At 73.8% G+C, this 16,437-nt stretch carries 18 protein-coding genes and 1 riboswitch; of the genes, 10 read left to right on the top strand and 8 right to left on the bottom strand.

Going from position 1 to position 16,437, the window contains the following annotated elements:
* Window positions 1-3: 3 nt before the first annotated feature.
* The 4 genes from OG896_RS07140 (at window position 4) to OG896_RS07125 (ending at window position 3,964) form a co-directional block, all read left to right on the top strand.
* Entirely contained in the window at window positions 4-987 is a 984-nt protein-coding gene (locus tag OG896_RS07140) for a thaumatin family protein (protein WP_329363465.1), read from the top strand.
* 273 nt (window positions 988-1,260) lie between these two features.
* Window positions 1,261-1,968, top strand: coding sequence for an alpha/beta fold hydrolase (locus tag OG896_RS07135; protein ID WP_329363464.1), 708 nt, complete (start codon window positions 1,261-1,263; stop codon window positions 1,966-1,968).
* Window positions 1,969-2,500: 532 nt separating this feature from the next.
* Window positions 2,501-3,268: a L,D-transpeptidase family protein gene (locus tag OG896_RS07130; RefSeq protein WP_329363463.1), complete on the top strand. Its 768-nt coding sequence runs from the start codon at window positions 2,501-2,503 to the stop codon at window positions 3,266-3,268.
* 243 nt (window positions 3,269-3,511) lie between these two features.
* Window positions 3,512-3,964: a nuclear transport factor 2 family protein gene (locus OG896_RS07125; protein ID WP_329363461.1), complete on the top strand. Its 453-nt coding sequence runs from the start codon at window positions 3,512-3,514 to the stop codon at window positions 3,962-3,964.
* 63 nt (window positions 3,965-4,027) lie between these two features.
* Here the strand turns inward: OG896_RS07125 and OG896_RS07120 are convergent, their stop codons facing one another.
* The 3 genes from OG896_RS07120 to OG896_RS07110 form a co-directional block, all read right to left on the bottom strand.
* A complete protein-coding gene (locus OG896_RS07120; protein WP_329363460.1) occupies window positions 4,028-5,116 on the bottom strand; it encodes a phosphatidylinositol-specific phospholipase C domain-containing protein in 1,089 nt (362 codons plus the stop codon).
* A gap of 267 nt (window positions 5,117-5,383) precedes the next feature.
* Window positions 5,384-5,701: an AzlD domain-containing protein gene (locus OG896_RS07115; protein ID WP_329363458.1), complete on the bottom strand. Its 318-nt coding sequence runs from the start codon at window positions 5,699-5,701 to the stop codon at window positions 5,384-5,386.
* The gene (locus tag OG896_RS07110) at window positions 5,698-6,486 is read right to left on the bottom strand and encodes an AzlC family ABC transporter permease (RefSeq protein WP_443056954.1); all 789 of its coding nucleotides are present in this window, start codon (window positions 6,484-6,486) and stop codon (window positions 5,698-5,700) included. The genes OG896_RS07115 and OG896_RS07110 overlap by 4 nt, the downstream gene beginning before the upstream one ends.
* 83 nt (window positions 6,487-6,569) lie before the next feature.
* On the opposite strand from OG896_RS07110, the gene OG896_RS07105 reads away from it, so the two are divergent.
* Window positions 6,570-7,142 carry a helix-turn-helix domain-containing protein gene (locus OG896_RS07105; protein WP_328471076.1) on the top strand — a complete coding sequence of 191 codons (573 nt, stop codon included), beginning with the start codon at window positions 6,570-6,572 and terminating at the stop codon, window positions 7,140-7,142.
* A 160-nt stretch (window positions 7,143-7,302) separates the two neighbouring features.
* Window positions 7,303-8,076, top strand: coding sequence for a crotonase/enoyl-CoA hydratase family protein (locus tag OG896_RS07100; RefSeq protein WP_329363455.1), 774 nt, complete (start codon window positions 7,303-7,305; stop codon window positions 8,074-8,076).
* Between the two features lie 33 nt (window positions 8,077-8,109).
* Here the strand turns inward: OG896_RS07100 and OG896_RS07095 are convergent, their stop codons facing one another.
* Window positions 8,110-9,279 (bottom strand): phosphoribosylaminoimidazolecarboxamide formyltransferase, encoded by a 1,170-nt coding sequence (locus OG896_RS07095; RefSeq protein WP_329363453.1) that lies wholly within the window; start codon window positions 9,277-9,279, stop codon window positions 8,110-8,112.
* Window positions 9,280-9,308: 29 nt separating this feature from the next.
* Window positions 9,309-9,394, bottom strand: a riboswitch (ZMP/ZTP riboswitch).
* A 143-nt stretch (window positions 9,395-9,537) separates the two neighbouring features.
* Between OG896_RS07095 and OG896_RS07090 the strand changes: the two genes are divergently transcribed.
* Window positions 9,538-10,092 (top strand): AAA family ATPase, encoded by a 555-nt coding sequence (locus tag OG896_RS07090; RefSeq protein WP_329363450.1) that lies wholly within the window; start codon window positions 9,538-9,540, stop codon window positions 10,090-10,092.
* 46 nt (window positions 10,093-10,138) lie between these two features.
* On the opposite strand, the gene OG896_RS07085 is transcribed toward OG896_RS07090, so the two are convergent.
* Complete coding sequence (locus OG896_RS07085) at window positions 10,139-10,726, bottom strand: anthrone oxygenase family protein (protein WP_329363449.1); 588 nt, start codon at window positions 10,724-10,726, stop codon at window positions 10,139-10,141.
* A gap of 235 nt (window positions 10,727-10,961) precedes the next feature.
* Here OG896_RS07085 and OG896_RS07080 point away from each other — a divergent pair, with 235 nt between their 5' ends.
* The 3 genes from OG896_RS07080 (at window position 10,962) to alc (ending at window position 14,224) form a co-directional block, all read left to right on the top strand.
* Entirely contained in the window at window positions 10,962-11,930 is a 969-nt protein-coding gene (locus OG896_RS07080) for an AraC family transcriptional regulator (RefSeq protein ID WP_329363447.1), read from the top strand.
* Between the two features lie 70 nt (window positions 11,931-12,000).
* The gene (locus OG896_RS07075) at window positions 12,001-12,924 is read left to right on the top strand and encodes a LysR family transcriptional regulator (RefSeq protein ID WP_329363445.1); all 924 of its coding nucleotides are present in this window, start codon (window positions 12,001-12,003) and stop codon (window positions 12,922-12,924) included.
* A 169-nt stretch (window positions 12,925-13,093) separates the two neighbouring features.
* Complete coding sequence (gene alc, locus OG896_RS07070; protein WP_329363443.1) at window positions 13,094-14,224, top strand: allantoicase; 1,131 nt, start codon at window positions 13,094-13,096, stop codon at window positions 14,222-14,224.
* A 192-nt stretch (window positions 14,225-14,416) separates the two neighbouring features.
* On the opposite strand, the gene OG896_RS07065 is transcribed toward alc, so the two are convergent.
* From OG896_RS07065 to OG896_RS07055, 3 genes are all read right to left on the bottom strand, one after another.
* Window positions 14,417-14,854, bottom strand: coding sequence for an ankyrin repeat domain-containing protein (locus OG896_RS07065; RefSeq protein WP_329363441.1), 438 nt, complete (start codon window positions 14,852-14,854; stop codon window positions 14,417-14,419).
* Window positions 14,855-14,863: 9 nt separating this feature from the next.
* A complete protein-coding gene (locus OG896_RS07060) occupies window positions 14,864-15,475 on the bottom strand; it encodes a hypothetical protein (RefSeq protein WP_329363439.1) in 612 nt (203 codons plus the stop codon).
* Window positions 15,476-15,594: 119 nt separating this feature from the next.
* On the bottom strand, window positions 15,595-16,413 hold the full coding sequence (locus OG896_RS07055; RefSeq protein ID WP_329363438.1) for a maleylpyruvate isomerase family mycothiol-dependent enzyme: 819 nt from the start codon (window positions 16,411-16,413) through the stop codon (window positions 15,595-15,597).
* Window positions 16,414-16,437: the final 24 nt, after the last annotated feature.

Here is a 16,437-nt window from a genome sequence, read left to right as displayed (position 1 = left end):
GCGGTGATCGCCGTCGTCGGCGTCTGCGTCGCGGTGTACGTCGTGGCGGGCGGCGGCGGGCGGCAGTCCTCGGCGGCGGACGGGCGTACGGCCGCCGCGCCGCGCCCGTCCGCCTCCTCGACCTTCTCGACGCCGGCAGGAGCCGTGCCGACGACGGCGCCTCACACCGCGTCGCCGTCGAAGCCGGCATCGTCCGCGCGGCCGACGCCCGCCGAACCGTCGCGCGGCGCCCGGCCGAAGTCCTCGCCGTCGGTCGGCTCGGGCGCCCCTTCCGCTCTCGCCCCCACCGCGGGCACCCGCGTCTTCACCTTCGTCAACCACGTCCGGCAGACCGTGTGGGTCGGCGCGGGCCAGCAGACCGCTCAGCCCGCGCTCGCCACCACCGGCTGGGTGCTGCCGCCCGGCCGTAGCCTCTCCGTCCGCGTGCCCGACCACTGGAACGGCCGATTCTGGGGCCGCACCGGCTGCTCCTTCGACGCGGCCGGCCGCGGCCACTGCGAGACCGGCGACTGCGACGGCCGCCTCCAGTGCCCCGGCTACGGCGAAATCCCCGCCTCGCTGGCGGAGTTCAACCTCAACGCGTGGGACGGTCTGGACTTCTACGACGTGAGCCTGGTCGACGGCTCCAACCTGCCGATGTTCATCAACCTCGTCGGCGGCTCCACGAAGGACCCGATCAGCGCCTCCGGGTGCTCCGCCGCGGGCTGCACCCACCCGGTCGACTGCCCGGCCGCGCTCCGGGTGAAGGCCGCCGGCCGGGTCGTCGGCTGCGAGTCGCCCTGCGGTGTCTTCGGCACCGACCAGTACTGCTGCCGCGGGGCGTGGGCGCCGCGCGACAAGTGCCGGCCCGATCAATGGCCGGTGGACTACGCGGCGCTGTTCAAGAAGGCAGAGCCGTTCGCGTACTCCTACGTGGACGACGACGCGACGAGCACGTTCACCAGCAAGGGGGAAGCGGGGTACCGGATCACGTTCGGGGTGAGCTGACCGGCGCCCGGGGCAGGCGAGTTGGGCCGTTCGGGGTGGAACGCACCATATCGTACCCGCCCAACCGGCTGCCGCGGCAGGTCCGTTCGGCGCGGCACACCGCGAAGGCCGGTGCTTGCTCCGGCCCGTTGGCTGATCCACAGTGGGGAGCCGCGGGTCGGACACCGGTTCGAAGCGCGGCGGCGCCCGATCGGCCGGCGGCCGGGCGGTGGTCGGCTCAGGGGCGCTCGCGGTCGACCGGCCGCGCGCGGTGGGAGCACGGGAGAGGAATCGATGGCGACGTACGTACTCGTCCCCGGTGCGGACGGCACCGCCTGGTACTGGCACCTGGTGGCGCCGCTGCTGCGCGAGCGCGGCCACGCGGTGGTCACCCTCGACCTGCCGTCCCACGACACCGCGAGCCTCGACGACTTCGCCGAGGCGATCACCGCGGCCGTGCACGCCGCCGTGCCCGACGGCTCGGCCGGGCCGGAGGCGCCGCTGGTGGTCGTGGGGCAGTCGCTCGGCGGCTTCTCCGCGCCGCTGGTCTGCGGGCCGCTGCCGGTGGACCGGCTGGTGCTGGTCAACGCGATGGTGCCGGCGCCCGGCGAGAGCGCGGGGGAGTGGTGGGGCAACGTCGGCCAGGCCGAGGCGCGCGAGCAGTACGCCGAGGTGCTCGGCCGGACCGGCACCGACGCCGAGTTCGACCCGCGCACCGACTTCTTCCACGACGTGCCGGATGCGCTGACCGAGGAGGCGTTCGCGGGGGAGCCGGCCGGGCCGCCGCCCGGGGTGTTCGCGCAGCCCTGGCCGCTGGCCGCGTGGCCGGACGTGCCGACCCGTTTCCTGCAAGGGCGCGGAGACCGCTTCTTCCCGCTGGAGTTCCAGCGCCGGCTGGCCCGCGAACGTCTCGGCATCGACGTCGAGGAACTGCCCGGCGGCCATCTGGTCGCGCTCAGCCGCCCGCGTGAACTGGCGGACGCGCTGCTGCGTTCGGCCTGACCGCCCGGCGGGTTGGGGCGGGCGAGGCGGCTGCCGGGTGTGTGCGTGCGTACGTGCGGCCGGCGCCCTCGCCTCCCGCGTACCCGTCGGCGCGAGCGGGTCGAGCGGACCGCGAACCGGAGCGAGTCGGTCGAGCGGACCGCGAACCGGAGCGAGTCGGTCGAGCGGACCGCGAACCGGACCGGTGGCGCGGCCCGCCGACTCGACTCGGCAACGGGGACCGGCCGGTGTCGCGGACCCGCGGCGGCTCCGGTGAATTGACCCGATGATCCGACCCGGCGACGTCACCTGGCCACGCGGGCCGCCGATGTGACCCGGAGTAAGGTCGCGCGAAGTCCGCACATCTGTGCGCCACGAAGGTGACTTGTAGGGCGAAACGGACGTTGGCGGGGGTTGGATGATGTACTCCCACTCCGGGTTTGCGAGGATCGTGCCGATGACTGCCGCTCCTCCTGACGCGCTTGCCCAGCGTCCCAGCCAAGACGACCGTGGCCCCCGTCGGCACCGGCGGCCGCGCCGTACCGCGAAGCGGGTGGCGATCGCCGTGTCGGTCACGGCCGTCGGCCTTGCCCTGCTCGGCGCCGGCTACGTGGCGACCGATCACTACGGCACCGAGTCCGCCGACAACCGGGACACCGCCGTCGGCCACCCCGCCGCCGGCGCGCCCGCGCACGCCAAGTCGAGCGCCTCGCCGTCGTCCGACCCGATGCCGTCCACCATCCCCGGGCTCGGGCCCAAGACCCGCGCGCAGATCCCGGCGAGCAGCCGGCAGGTGCTGGTGGCGTCCGGCCGTGCCAAGGACTCGTCCAGCTCCCTGGTCACCCTGTGGTCCCGGCTGTCCGACGGCCACTGGCACCCCGGCGCGACCTGGGCGGCGCACAACGCCAAGGACGGCTGGACCACCGACCACCACGCCGGCGACCTGCACAGCCCGATCGGCGTGTTCACCCTGCACGACGCGGGCGGCTTCGACGCCGACCCGGGCACCAAGCTCCCCTACGACCACTCGTCGAGCTTCCACGCCGGCGGCGTCGGCTTCGACGGCGAGACGCTGGACGAGGCGTTCGACTACGTCATCGCGATCGACTACAACCGCGTCCCCGGTACCTCCCCGCTCGACGGCACCCAGCCGCTCGGTTCGAGCAAGGGCGGCGGCATCTGGGTGCACGTCGACCACGGCGGCCCCACCCACGGCTGCGTCAGCGTCGCCGCGCCCCACATGGTGACCCTGCTGCGCACCCTGCTGCCCGCCGACCACCCGGTGATCGTGATGGGCGACGGCCAGTCGCTCGCCCGCTGAGGCCCGCGCGCCCGCCGGGACCCGGCGCGAGGGTCCCACGGCCGCGCCCCCGTTGCCCCGGCCCCGCCCGTTGCCCCGGCCCCGTTCCGGCCGTTACTCCTGCGGGAGTACGCAGGCCGGTGCCCGGTGGTTCCGCTGGGAGTAGCGCGGTTGCCTACCGCCGGCCGATGTCACGAACCCCCGCCCGCGGGAGTCTTCATGGTGAGACCCCGCGGGGGCGGCACACGTGCAACGGAGGCCAGAATGCCAGAGACGTCAGGGATGCCGGCGGCACCGCAGGTACGGGAGCCGGAGTGGAAGTCGGAGTCGGAGTCGAAGTCGCAGGCGGAACGCCGCGGCGGGCTCGCCGACTTCGGCCACCGCTGGGCCGAGGCTGAGCGGCTGGGCGACGTGGCCGCCCTCGACGCCCTGCTCACCGACGACTTCACCGCGGTCGGCCCGCGCGGCTTCGTGCTGGGCAAGGCGCAGTGGCTCGACCGCTACGCGTCGGGCGCCCTGGTGCACGACGACTTCACCTGGGATGAGGTGACGCTGCGTCAGTACGGGCGTACCGCCGTCGCGGTGGGCGTCCAGGGCCAGCAGAGCGTCTTCGACGGGCGCGACGCGGACGGCCGGTTCCGTATCACCCAGACCATCGTGGAGGTGGACGGCCGCTGGCAACTCGCGGCCGTCCACCTCAGCCCGACCGGCGCGTGAGCCGTGCGTGGGCCGGGCGGTTCCCAACGCGCTTCGTCCGTGCGCCGGTTGGAGTCCTGACGGTCAGCCGCGCGGCAGCACCGTCGACTGGACGTCGGTGAGGCCGGTCCAGTCGTTGGACGCGATCGACGCGTGGGCCTTGGCCAGTTGGGCGACCCGGGCCTGCGCGTCCGCGGACGTCGGGTTGGTGTCGTCCAGGGTGGGCGGCACGTTCTGCGCGTCGGTCATGATGAGCAGGTAGTGGTGGGTGTCGTACCAGCTCGTGTCGATGCTGCCGTTCAGGTAGGTCGCGGCGTCACCGTCGAAGACCACGAACCAGGGGCGGATCGAGGCGTCGGAGTAGCGCGAACGCGGGTCGCCGGCCTGGGCGTTGTGCACCGCGGGGAAGACGTTGGCCTGCGACAGCTTGCCCTGGCTCTGCAGCCCCTGGAGGTAGTCGGCGTACTCCTGGTCGGTCCACAGCGTGTCCGTCGGGTTGGACTCCTCGACGGTGCCGGGGATCACCTCCAGCAGCACCTTGCCGGCGAGTTGCTGACGGGTCGGCCAGTTGCCCGCGCCGGCCGCCTCGTCGAGTGACGCGTACTGGCCGCCACCCGGCTTGGCCAGCAGGTCCGACGGCTTGTAGACCAGGTTGCCCAGGTGCGCGCTGATCGACTGGTCCAGCTTGGCCGGGCCCATCCCGAACGTGCTCTGGAAACCGGCCTTCATCTCCAGCTTGATGATCAGCGGCCCGTGTCCCGGGTGGGCGCCCAGCCACACCCGCACGTCGTCCAGGCAGCTCTCCAGGTCCTTGTTGGCGCCCCCGGTGTACAGGTCCGCGGGGGAGGACGCGTCCACGCAGTTGTTGCTGTTGCCCAGCGGGTTGGAGTGGCTGACCTTCCACTCCTGGGTGACGAAGTCGTCCCAGACGTCCAGCTCGATCATCGACGTCCCGGTGTCCAGGGACTGCGCGAGGTACGTGAACGCGCCCGGGTCGTAGGTGTTGTGCAGCCCGGAGCCGGTGCTGCCGGAGAACGGCAGCGAGTCCGTGTCGGCGGCGGACGCGGCGCCGCCTCCGGCACCGGCGACGGTGAAGGCGAGGCACAGCGTCAGAACGCCCAGTAGCGCGGCGCGAATGCGTAGGGAAGCTCGGCGGATCAACCGACCGGTCACGTGTCCTCCTGTGGGGGTGTCGCTCCGTCCAGACGGTGCCCGTCGGCCATGAATCGACGGAGACATGACAGGTAACACGATCTGTCGTCCCTCTGTCACCTCCCCTACCGGCCATACGCTTTGGCCCCGCGCAACCCGCACACCCCGGCCGCGTTCGGCTCGCGCCGCGCTCGATGCGTACTGTGCGCCACTTGTGCCGCGCTCAACTCGTGTGCCGCGCTCAGCTCGTACCTCGGTCGTCTCGTGCCGTGTTCGGCTCGGCTGTGCTCAACTCGCGCCGAGCAGGCGCAGGACCGCGGCCGTGACCGCCGCGGCCAGGACCACCACCGCGAACGGGGCGCGGCGCCAGGCGAAGAGCACGCCGACGGCCACTCCGGCGGTGCGCGCCATACCGGAGAAACCGTGGCCCTCGGTCAGCGCGGACGTGGCCACGAGCGCGGCCAGCAGGACGACCACGGCGGTGGCCATGAACTGCTCGACCCGGGCCGAGAGGGTGATCCGGGAGCGCAGCACCGGTCCGGCGAAGCGGAACGCGAAGGTGCCCGCGCCCAGGACCGCCGTGGCGATCAGGAGCCCGGTGTTCATCGGCTCGCCTTCTGCTCGTTCGGCTGACCCTCGTTCGGCTGTTTCTCGGCCGGCTTCTCCTCGGCCGCTTTCTCCTCGGTCGCCGCCGCGGGAGCGGGCTTCGCGTCGTACGGCAGCCCGGCCGCGACGCCGGCGAGCGCGAGCAGTACCGGCAGCCCGGCGGGCAGGAAGGGTGTCGTGACGAGCGCGACCGCCACCCCGGCCAGCGCCGCCCGCCGGTTGCCGGCCCGGTCGAGGGAGGGGAGCAGCAGGGCGAGCAGCACCGCGGGGAACGCCGCGTCGAGCCCGAAGGCGTCGGTGTCGCCGACCGCCCGGCCGCCGAACGCGCCGGCCACCACCCCAAGGTTCCAGGCCGTGAACAGCCCGGCCCCGCACAGCCAGTACGCCGTACGGCGCCGGGCCGGCGTGCGCTGGGCGAGCGTGAACGCCACCGTCTCGTCGACCATCACATGGCTGCCCGCGATCCGGCGCAGCCATCCGGTGCCGGTGAGCACGTCCCCGACCGCGAAGCCGAACGGCACGTGCCGCACGTTGACCAGCAGGCCCGCCGCGAGCGCGGCCACCGGATTGCCGCCGGCCCCCACGATCCCGATGAAGAGGAACTGCGCGGCGCCCGCGAACACCACCACCGACATCAGCATCGGCAGCCACAGCGGCAGGCCGAGCCCGACCGCGATCGCGCCGAAGGACACTCCGACGAGCGCGTCGGCCACGCAGACCAGGGCGATGTCGCGGAGCAGGTCCGCCAGGTCCTTCTCGGGGGTTCGCCAAATCGAACGGATCACCGTATAGAATGAACATAGTAGATTGCCGTTCGTCAAGCCGAACGACATGACTTTTCCATCGAACGAATCTGGAGCCATCCGGTATGCCGACGGAGGACAGACCACGCGGCGGCCCCCCGATCGCCGCCATCGCCGCCTCGCTGCAACAGGAGCGGCGGCGCGCAGGGCTCTCCCTCGCCGAGGCCGCGCGCCGTGCGGGCATCGCCAAGTCCACCCTCTCCCAGCTCGAATCCGCCACCGGCAACCCGAGCGTGGAGACGCTGTGGGCGCTCAGCGTGGCTCTCGACGTGCCCTTCGCCCAGCTGGTCGACCCGCCGCGCCCCCGGGTCGAGGTGATCCGCGCCGGCGAGGGCCCCACCTTCACCGCCGAGCACTCCTCTTACGTCGCCACGCTCCTGGCGTCCTGCCCGCCGCACGCCCGCCGGGACATCTACGTCGTCTCCGCGCAGCCCGGCAGCGACCGCGAGTCCGAGCCGCACATGCCCGGACTGATCGAGCACGTGGTGCTCAGCACCGGCCGCGCCATGGTCGGCATCACCGACGACCCGGTCGAGCTGTACCCCGGCGACTACATCAGCTATCCCGGAGACGTGCCACACGTCTTCCGCGCGCTCGAACCCGGCACGGTCGCCGTGCTGCTGTCCGAGCACAACTGAGCCGAGCACAACTGAGCCGAACACAACTGTCCGAGCGCAACTGTCCGTTACGGCTGGGCGGGACGGCCGAGCGCGCGCAGCCGAACGAGCCCGCACTCGTAGACGAGGAGTCCGCGCCGTGCCCTTGCCGCCCGTACCACCCGTAGGGCCCGTGCCACCCGTGCCGCCAAGGCCGGCCGTTCGCACCGAGCGCTCCGGTCCGGTCACCACCGTGGTGCTGTCCCGGCCGCACGCGCGCAACGCCGTGGATCGGGACACCGCGCAGGCGCTCGCGGACGCGTTCCGTGCGTTCGACGCCGACCCGGACGCCGCCGTCGCGGTGCTGTGGGGCGAGGGCGGCACGTTCTGCGCGGGCGCCGACCTCAAGGCGGTCGGCACCGAGCGCGGCAACCGGCTCGCGCCCGACGGCGACGGCCCGATGGGCCCCACCCGGATGCGGCTGGGCAAGCCGGTGATCGCCGCCGTCGCGGGCCACGCGGTCGCGGGCGGGCTGGAGTTGGCCCTGTGGTGCGACCTGCGGGTGGTCGAACGGGACGCCGTGTTCGGGGTGTTCTGCCGCCGCTGGGGAGTGCCGCTGATCGACGGCGGGACCGTACGGCTGCCCCGGTTGATCGGCGCCGGGCGGGCGATGGACCTGGTCCTCACCGGGCGTCCCGTCGACGCGGCCGAGGCACACGCCATCGGCCTGGCCGACCGGCTGGTCGAGACCGGCACCGCCCGCGCCGCGGCCGAGCAACTGGCCGCGCGGATAGCCGCGTTCCCGCAGACCTGCCTGCGCGAGGACCGGCTGTCCCTGCTGGAGCAGGAGGGCCGGCCCGAACCCGAGGCGCTGGCCGCCGAGTTCGCCCACGGCCAGGTCTCGCTCACCGAGATGGCCGCGGGCGCCGCCCGGTTCACCGCGGGCGAGGGACGGCACGGCGCCTTCGGCCCGTGACCCGGTCGCCGACTCCGCTCCCGCCGGGGCTGATCAGTGCCGGAAGAGCCGAAGTCCGGTCCGCACCAGGGTCATTCCCTGCCGCTCGCACGCCTCGACGACCTTGTCCGAGCGGATCGACCCGCCGGGCTCGGCGATCCACCGCACCCCGTAGCGTGCCGCGTGCTCCACGTTGTCCGCGAAGGGCAGCGCCCCGTCCGAGGCGAACGCCACCCCCGTCAGCCGTTCCCGCCACGCCTGCCGCTCACCGCCGTCCGGCAGCAGCACCGCGCTCGGCGGCGGCCCGGCCAGCACCCCGCGCAGCGCCTCGGCCTCGTACGGCGTCAAGTCGCCCTCGGCGCACCGCACCTGCCAGTTCACCCGGTCCTGCCGGCGTACCTCGGGCCTGAACTCCATGGCGCGTACGGCGGGGTGGCGGCGCATCCACCAGGTGTGCGTCTTGCGGCCCGCCAGGCGGGTGCAGTCCAGCCGGGACTGCTGGCCCGCGCCGATGCCGAGCGTCACCCCGTCCCGCACATAGCAGACCGAGTTGGACTGGGTGTGGCGGACCACGGCCAGGCCGAGCAGCAGGTCGTCGGCGGCTGCTCGCGGCAGCTCGCCGCACACCACGTCGGTCAGCAGGCCGGCGCAGATCGGCACGTCGTCGCGTGCCTGGCTCAGCCGCAGCCCGTACTCCTCGCGGCTGTCGGCGGCCGGCGGCACGTACCCGGGGTCGGCCTCCAACACCAGGAAGCGGCCGCGCCGTTTGCGGCTCAGCGTGGCGAGCACGCCGGGCGCGTAACCGGGTGCCACGATCCCGTCGCAGACCAACCCGCCCAGCAGCTCGGCGAGTTCCTCGTCCACCGGGTGCGACACCGCGGCCAGGTCACCGTAGGACGACCGCGGATCGGCGTCCCGGGCCCGCAGATACGCACCGGCCAGCGGACCGGGCGCGGTCGTCCCGAGGCCGTAGCGTGCGGCGGTGTCCGCGTCCACCGGGCCGGCCAGTGCCGCGCCCGCGGGCGACACGTGCTTGAACGACGCCGCCGCGGGCCGCCCGAGCGCGCCCGCCGCCTCCCGTACGAGCTGCCAACCGGCCAGCGCGTCCAGCAGGTTGATGTACGACGGTTCGCCGTTGAGCACCCGCAGCGGGCCGGGCCCCGGCGCCACGGATACGGCATGTGCCGGCTGCTGCTGGGGGTTGAGTCCGTACCGCAGTTCCATCCGGGTCCTCCTCGGTCGCGTGCGCTGATCCGAGGCGCCCAGGCGGTCGACGCGTCCGAAGGTGTGCGTGCCGCTTCCCGGTGGTGGCCCACCCTCGCCAGTCGCGGCGCCGCCGATCGTACCCAACATGCTCCGTGACCGCGGCGGGTGGGGCGGGGGAGACGCGGGCCGCCGGGCGGCGGGGGTGGCCGGGCGGCGGGGTTGGCCGGGTGTGGCGCGAACCGGTGGACGTGCCCGGCCGGCACTAGGCTCGGAGCCATGATCGTATGGCTCAACGGCACCTTCGGCGCGGGGAAGACGACCACGTCGCGGCTGCTCACCGAGATGCTGCCCGGAGCTCGGATCTTCGACTCGGAGTACGTCGGCTACATGCTCCGGCCGTTCCTGACCGACAAGCCGGTACGGGACTTCCAGGAGCACCCGCCGTGGCGGTCGCTGGTGGTGCAGACCGCCGTCCAACTGCTCGACTACGTCGGGGGCACCCTGGTCGTCCCGCAGTCGGTGCTGGTCGAGGCGTACTGGACCGAGCTGTCCGGCGGACTGGCCGAAGCCGGCGTGCCCGTCCACCACTTCGTGCTGCACGCCGATCCCGAGGAGCTGGTCCGGCGGATCGAGCAGGACACCGAAGGGGCGCCGGCCCGGCAGTGGCGGCTCGACCACGTCTCCGCGTACGAGGCGGCCCTGCCGTGGCTGCGGGAGGCGGGCGAGGTCGTCGACACGGCGGGGACGCCGCCGGCGGACGTGGCGCGGCGGATCGCGGCGCGGGTGGCGGGCGCGGCGCACCCGGCCGAGGTGGCGAGCGCGGCGGGGTGACCCGGCGGGCGCCGCCGGGTCGGGTGCTCGGCGTACCTTCCGGTCCTCACGCCTGGCCGCTCGCCCGGGCCGCGACCCGCATCGCCCAGGCCAGGCAGCCCAGCGACGCCGTACAGGCGAGGGTGCGGGCGACGTTCCAGTGCACCCAGGTGGACTCGAACCGTTCCCGCACGGCCGCCAGGTCATGGACCTTGCCCGGGTCGCCGGCGTTCGCCAGCCGGTCGTTCAGCGGCACGTTCAGGCCCATCGTGATCAGCAGCGACAGTGCGTAGAGCGCGACGCCCGCGATGATCCACGGCAGAGCGGCACTGGCCGCGCCGCGCCGGTGCAGCGCGATCGCGAGGCCGCCGAGCACCAGGGCGCCGCCGAACGCCAGGCTGAACCAGCCGTTCAGGATCGCCACGTTGATGCGCTGCATGGACTCCACGAAGGTGCGGTCCGACGAGCGGCCGAGGCCGGGCATCACCGCGCACGAGAACGCGAAGTACAGGCCGGCCATCAACCCGGTGGTGAGCGTGGCGGCGAGCAGCACCAGGCTGCGGAGATCGGCGGACATGGCAACTCCCTTGGCGGGGACGGGTGATGCGGCGGGGGCGGGCGCCGCGGGCCACTGCGAGGTGGAGGTCGTCGTCATGCCTTCGAGTACAGCCGCCCCGGACCGGTCCCGGCCATGGCCGAGAAACTCACCCGCATACGCGCGCGTCCACCGCCTACGCTGGGACGTATGCAGCCGTACGCACATCTCCCGTACGCACGCGGTCCGTACGCCCACCGTCCGTGCGGGCAGTTCCGTGCGCGCGCCGTTCGTACGCGCGCCGTTCGTACGGGCACCTTCGGTATCCGCGCCCTGACGTGCGTCTGAGGCCGACATGGACGCACTGACCGACCTCCTCGACGGGCCGCGGGCGCGCGGTGCGTTCCTGCTGCGCTCGGTGCTGGCCCCACCGTGGGCGATCCGGATCGCCGACCGCGCCCCGCTGACGCTGCTCTACCCGGTCGACGGGGACGCGTGGGTGGTGCCCGACCGGGAGCCGCCGGTGCGGATCGGGCCCGGGGACATCGCGGTGGTGCGCGGCCCGGAGCCGTACACCGTCGCGGGCGACCCGGCGACGCCGCCGCAGATCGTGATCCGGCCCGGCCAGGTCTCCCAGACCCCGGACGGCGACGAGCTGTGCGAGGAGATGGACCTCGGGGTGCGCACGTGGGGCGACACTGCCGAGGACACACCGGGCGCGGGGGTGCTGATCAGCGGGACCTACCAGATGGACGGCGAGGTCAGTCGGCGGCTGCTGGCCGCGCTGCCGCAGGTGCTGGTGCTGCCGGCGGACGCCTGGCACAGCCCGCTGCCCGAGCTGCTGTTCGCGGAGGTGGTGCGCGACGAGCCGGGGCAGGAGGTGGTCCTCGACCGCCTGCTGGACCTGCTGCTCATCGCGGTGCTGCGCGCGTGGTTCGCCCGGCCGGAGGCGGGCGCGCCGGGGTGGTACGCCGCGCAGGGCGACCCGGTGGTCGGCCCGGCGCTGCGGCTGCTGCACGAACGGCCCGCGCACGGCTGGACCGTCGCCGCATTGGCCGCCGAGACCGGTGTGTCGCGTGCGGCGCTCGGCCGCCGCTTCACCGAACTCGTCGGCGAACCGCCGATGGCCTACCTGACGAGCTGGCGGCTCGCCCTCGCCGCCGACCTGCTGCGCGAACCGGACGCCACCATCGCCGCGGTGGCGCGCAAGGTCGGGTACGGCAGCCCGTTCGCCCTCAGCGCGGCGTTCAAGCGCGTGCGCGGGGTCAGCCCGCAGGAACACCGCAGAACGCGCGGGACGGGGAGCGCGGCAGCGGTGTCGTGACCGGTGTCGTCACTCGTCGTACCCATCAATCCACCCGCACAATCATGAGCTGACTGTTTAGTCTGGCCGTATGAAAGAGTGGGACCTCAAGAAGCTCCAGATCCTTCGTGCCCTGCACGACGCGGGTACCGTCACCGCCGCGGCGGCCGCGCTGCGGATGACGCCGTCGGCGGTGTCGCAGCAACTGGCCACGCTCTCGAAACAGATAGGGACGCCGGTCGTCGAGGCCCGCGGCCGCGGGGTGCGGCTGACCGGTGCGGCGCAGGTCCTGCTGCGCCACACCGAGGTGGTCTTCGCCCAGTTGGAGCGGGCGGGCGCCGAGCTGGAGGGGTACGCCCGCGGTGACGCGGGCCTGGTCAGGGTGGGCACCATCGCCACCGCGATCAGCCGGCTCGTCGTGCCTGCCGCGGAGCTGCTGCGCCGGTCCGCGCCCGCGATCACGGTGTCGGTGCGGGAGATCGAGGCCGCGGCGGTCTTCGAGGAGCTGGCCGCGGGCGAGGTGGACGTCGCGGTCTCCCTCGCGGTCGACGCGCCCACCGCCCGGGACCCGCGGTTCGCGGTGTTCCCGCTGCTCACCGACCCGCTGGACATCGCCCTGCCGATCGGCCACCCGCTGGCCACCGCGCCGGGACTGCGGCTGGCCGCGCTCGCCGAGGAGCCGTGGATCTTCGGCAGCCGCGGGCCGTGGCGCACCATCACGCTCGCGGCCTGCGCCGACGCGGGGTTCGTACCGGAGCAGGCGCATGCCGCTGCGGACTGGCCGGCCATCTTCTCGCTGGTGGCGGCGGGTATGGGGATCGCGCTGGTGCCGCAGATGGCGACCGTGGGCGGCTGGCGGCGCCTGGTCGCGGTCCGGCCGCTGGACGCGGACCGGCCGGTGCGCCGGATCGTGGCGGCGGTCCGCGCGGGCACGGAGGAAGGGGCGCTGGTGCGGCGGGTGATGGGGGCGCTGCGGCACGCCGCTGAGTTGGACCCATTCGTGAAGTTGAACTGAAAGGAATGTTCAAAAACTATCGATGGACCTGAAGTGTCGGAGGGGGGAGGGTGGGGGCATGAAAAGGAGCGAGGGACGAAGAGGGACGGCTGGAGCAGAAGCAGTGACAGTGGCCGCGGCGGCGGACATGGATGCGGCGCGGGCCGCGGAGACGAGGGGGACAGCGGGCATGGAGCAGGAAGCGGCCTTCACCGCACTGACCGATTTCACCGGGGACGCGCTGCCGTACGGAGGGGGGAATCCGTTCGCGGACTACCGCCGGGCGGAGTTGCCCTTCACCGGGCTGGCGGATCTGACCGACCGCCGGCTCGGCGCGGGGGTGATAGCGGCCAATGACGAGTTCTTCGCCGAGCGGGAGAATCTGTTGCTTCCCGGGCCCGCGGTCTTCGACCCCGAGCGGTTCGGGCACAAGGGCAAGGTGATGGACGGCTGGGAGACCCGGCGCCGCCGCGGCCGCTCGGCGCAGACCCCGCATCCGGAGCCGGCAGACCACGACTGGGCGGTGGTGCGGCTCGCGGTGCCCGGCGTGGTCCGCGGCATCGTGGTGGACACCGCGCACTTCCGCGGCAACTACCCGCAGTCCGTCTCGGTGGAGGCCGCCGCGCTCTCCCCGTCCGCCGGGCCCGAGGATGTGGCGGACCCGTCGGTCGAGTGGACCGAGCTGGTACCCCGCACCCCGGTCGGCGGCCACGCGGAGAACGCCTTCGCGATCCGCGTCGAGCGGCGCTTCTCCCATCTGCGGCTGCGCCAGCACCCTGACGGCGGGGTCGCGCGCCTGCGGGTGTACGGACAGGTGGCGCCCGACCCCGCCTGGCTGGCCGCGCTCGGCACCATCGACCTGGTCGCGCTGGAGAACGGCGGCACCGTGCAGGACGCCTCCGACCGCTTCTACTCGCCCCCCGAGCACACCATCCTGCCGGGCCGCTCCCGGAAGATGGACGACGGCTGGGAGACCCGACGCCGTCGGGATCAGGGACACGACTGGATCGAGTACCGGCTGGTCGAACAGGGCACCGTCCGGGCGATCGAGATCGACACCGCCTATCTCAAGGGCAATGCGGCAGGCTGGGCCACCTTGTCCATACGGAACGGCGAGGACGGGGAGTGGGTGCCGCTGCTCGACCGGGTGCGGCTGCACCCGGACACCGCCCACCGCTTCCTCGTCGACGAAGCCGCCCCGGCCACGCATGCCCGGATCGAGATCTTCCCGGACGGCGGCATCTCCCGGCTGCGGCTGTACGGCTCGCTCACCGAGCAGGGCGTGGCGCGGCTGGCCGAGCGGGCCGAGGCGATCGGCTGAGCGACCGCCCGGGCGGGCAACGGGAGAAGGAAGGGCGCGCCTTCCACGGAAGGACCCGCACGAATCCGGGGCGCGTGGAGCCCCTTGGCGAACCCCCGCGGGCGAACGGCGCGAGCGGCCACCCGTCGGCAGGGTGGCCCCTCAGCCGGGCGGGGGCAGCCCGGAGGGGTCAGGGGCGCGGGGCCGGCGCGGTCACTCCGCGCCGAAAAGCGCCAGCAGTTCGGTCCTGCCGAACACGCGGGCGGTGTCGATCGCGGACGGGGTGCCCGCGGCCGGATCGGCGCCGGCTTCCACCAGGGCCGTGATCACCTCCTGCTCGCCCTTGAACACCGCGCCGGCGAGCGGGGTCTGGCCGCGGTCGTTGATTCGGTCCACGTCGGCGCCGCGCTGGATGAGGGCGTGCACCGCTGAGGGGTGGCCGTGGTAGGCGGCGAGCATGACGAGGCTGTCGCCGCGGTCGTTCGTCAGGTTGGCGGGCACCCCGGCGTCGACGTACGCGGCGAGCTTGTCGGTGTCGCCGTGCCGGGCCAGATCGAAGACCTGCGAGGCGAGTTGGAGGACCTCCGGGTCATGCGCGGGCTCGCCGGTGGGTCCGGAAGCGGAAGCGGGGTCGGGGCTGGACTCGGTCATGCCACCACCCTACGCAGGGCAGCGTCCGCTGAAGAAGGAGATCACCACGTGCCGCGCCGGGGCGTCACCGACCTTGACGTCCAGCGGGACGCAGGCGCGGCCGTCGCCGGCGACGAAGAAGGAGCCACGAAAGGAGGTGGGGCTGCCTGGGCAGGAGTGGAAGGCGACCGCGGGCGCGGGCGCGGAGCCGTACTCGCCGCCGAACTCCAGCCCGGCGCGGGCGCGCTGCTCGGCGCCGACCGTGACGGTGACGGTGGAGTCGGGGCGGACCACGGTGTCGATGCGGTAGTGCCAGCCGCCGGAGTTCTGCCGGCCGCGGTCGGTCTGGTCGCCGCCGGCCAGACCGCCCAGGCCCTGCCAGGTCAGCGGGCCGACGGTGACATCGGAGCCGGCGGGCGCCGCCGACGGGCTGCTGCCGGTGCTGAGGTGGCCGGTCGACGAGGAGGACGGTGCCTTGGGGGTGCCGGTCGGTGAGCCGGCCGGGTTGGTGGTGCGGCGCGGCGCGGGCGGGGAGCCGTCGCGCTGGACGAGGCCGTCGACGCACTCCACCGGCCGGGGATGCTCGATGCTGCCGACGGGTGGGGGTGCGGACGCCGCGGTGGGCGAAGCGGTCGCGGTCACATGCGAGTGTGTGCCGAAGGAGCAGCCGGAGAGCAACATGAGCGCTCCGCCCATGGCTCCGCCCACTCGCAACGCTCGTCCTGACATGAGCATCACTCCTCAGTCAGGACGGTACGTGCTCAATCCAGCGGCGACCAGACCACCAATTGCCGGACCAGCTCCGCGTCGCCGCTCACCCGCAGGGTGCCGCGGTCGTAAGGAACCCGCCGGTAGAGCGCCAGCAGCAACTCCTCGGCGGGGCCGGTGAGCGAGGCGCCCGGGGCGGGGCCGCCGCCCGGGGCGACGCGTATCGCGGACGCGCCGGTCGCGTCGAGGATCAGCGTCCAGGCCGGGCCCTCCTCGCAGACCAGGGCGACCCGGGCGGGGGCGTGCGGCCAGCCGTCCATGCTGCCGAAGCCGATGTGCAGGAACTCGTCGAGTGCGTCCACCGCCAGCGCCGGCGGCAGCGGTTCGGGGGCGCCCACCGCGTCCTGCGCGTCGCGGGCGTGCACCGCCGCCTCCTGCACCTGGTGGCGGGCGACGGCGCCCGCCGTCGCCGGACTGCCGGACGTCGACCACCATGTCCAGCACTCCAGGTCCGGGCCGGCCGCCCGCAGCGCGTCCAGCAGCAGCGCGGTCGAGCGGGCCGACCACGCCGTCAGCTCACCGGAAGGCGTCTCACCGGAAGGCGCCGCGTCTCCCACCGCGTCCGCGTCCGGGTCGGGCGGCCGGGAGGCCGGCCCGGCGGCGACGGCGGCCGCCCAGAAGCGCTGCACCTGCCCGAGGTGCGCCACCAGATCGCGCACCGTCCAGTCCGGGCAACCCGGCACCCGGGCCTGCCCGTCGGCGGTCCCGGCCGCCTTGCGCAGCGCGGCGGACCGGTCCTCCACCAGTTCCAGCCAGTCGGGGAAGCGCAGGGCCGGAAACGCCCCGGCGGGCGGGGTGCGGAATGACGTCATGGGCACCGTTCTAGCAGCGGGCGC

This window comes from Streptomyces sp. NBC_00669, from assembly GCF_036226785.1.
In the GTDB taxonomy this organism is placed as follows: domain Bacteria; phylum Actinomycetota; class Actinomycetes; order Streptomycetales; family Streptomycetaceae; genus Actinacidiphila.
This window is presented reverse-complemented; position numbering and strand designations above follow the sequence as displayed.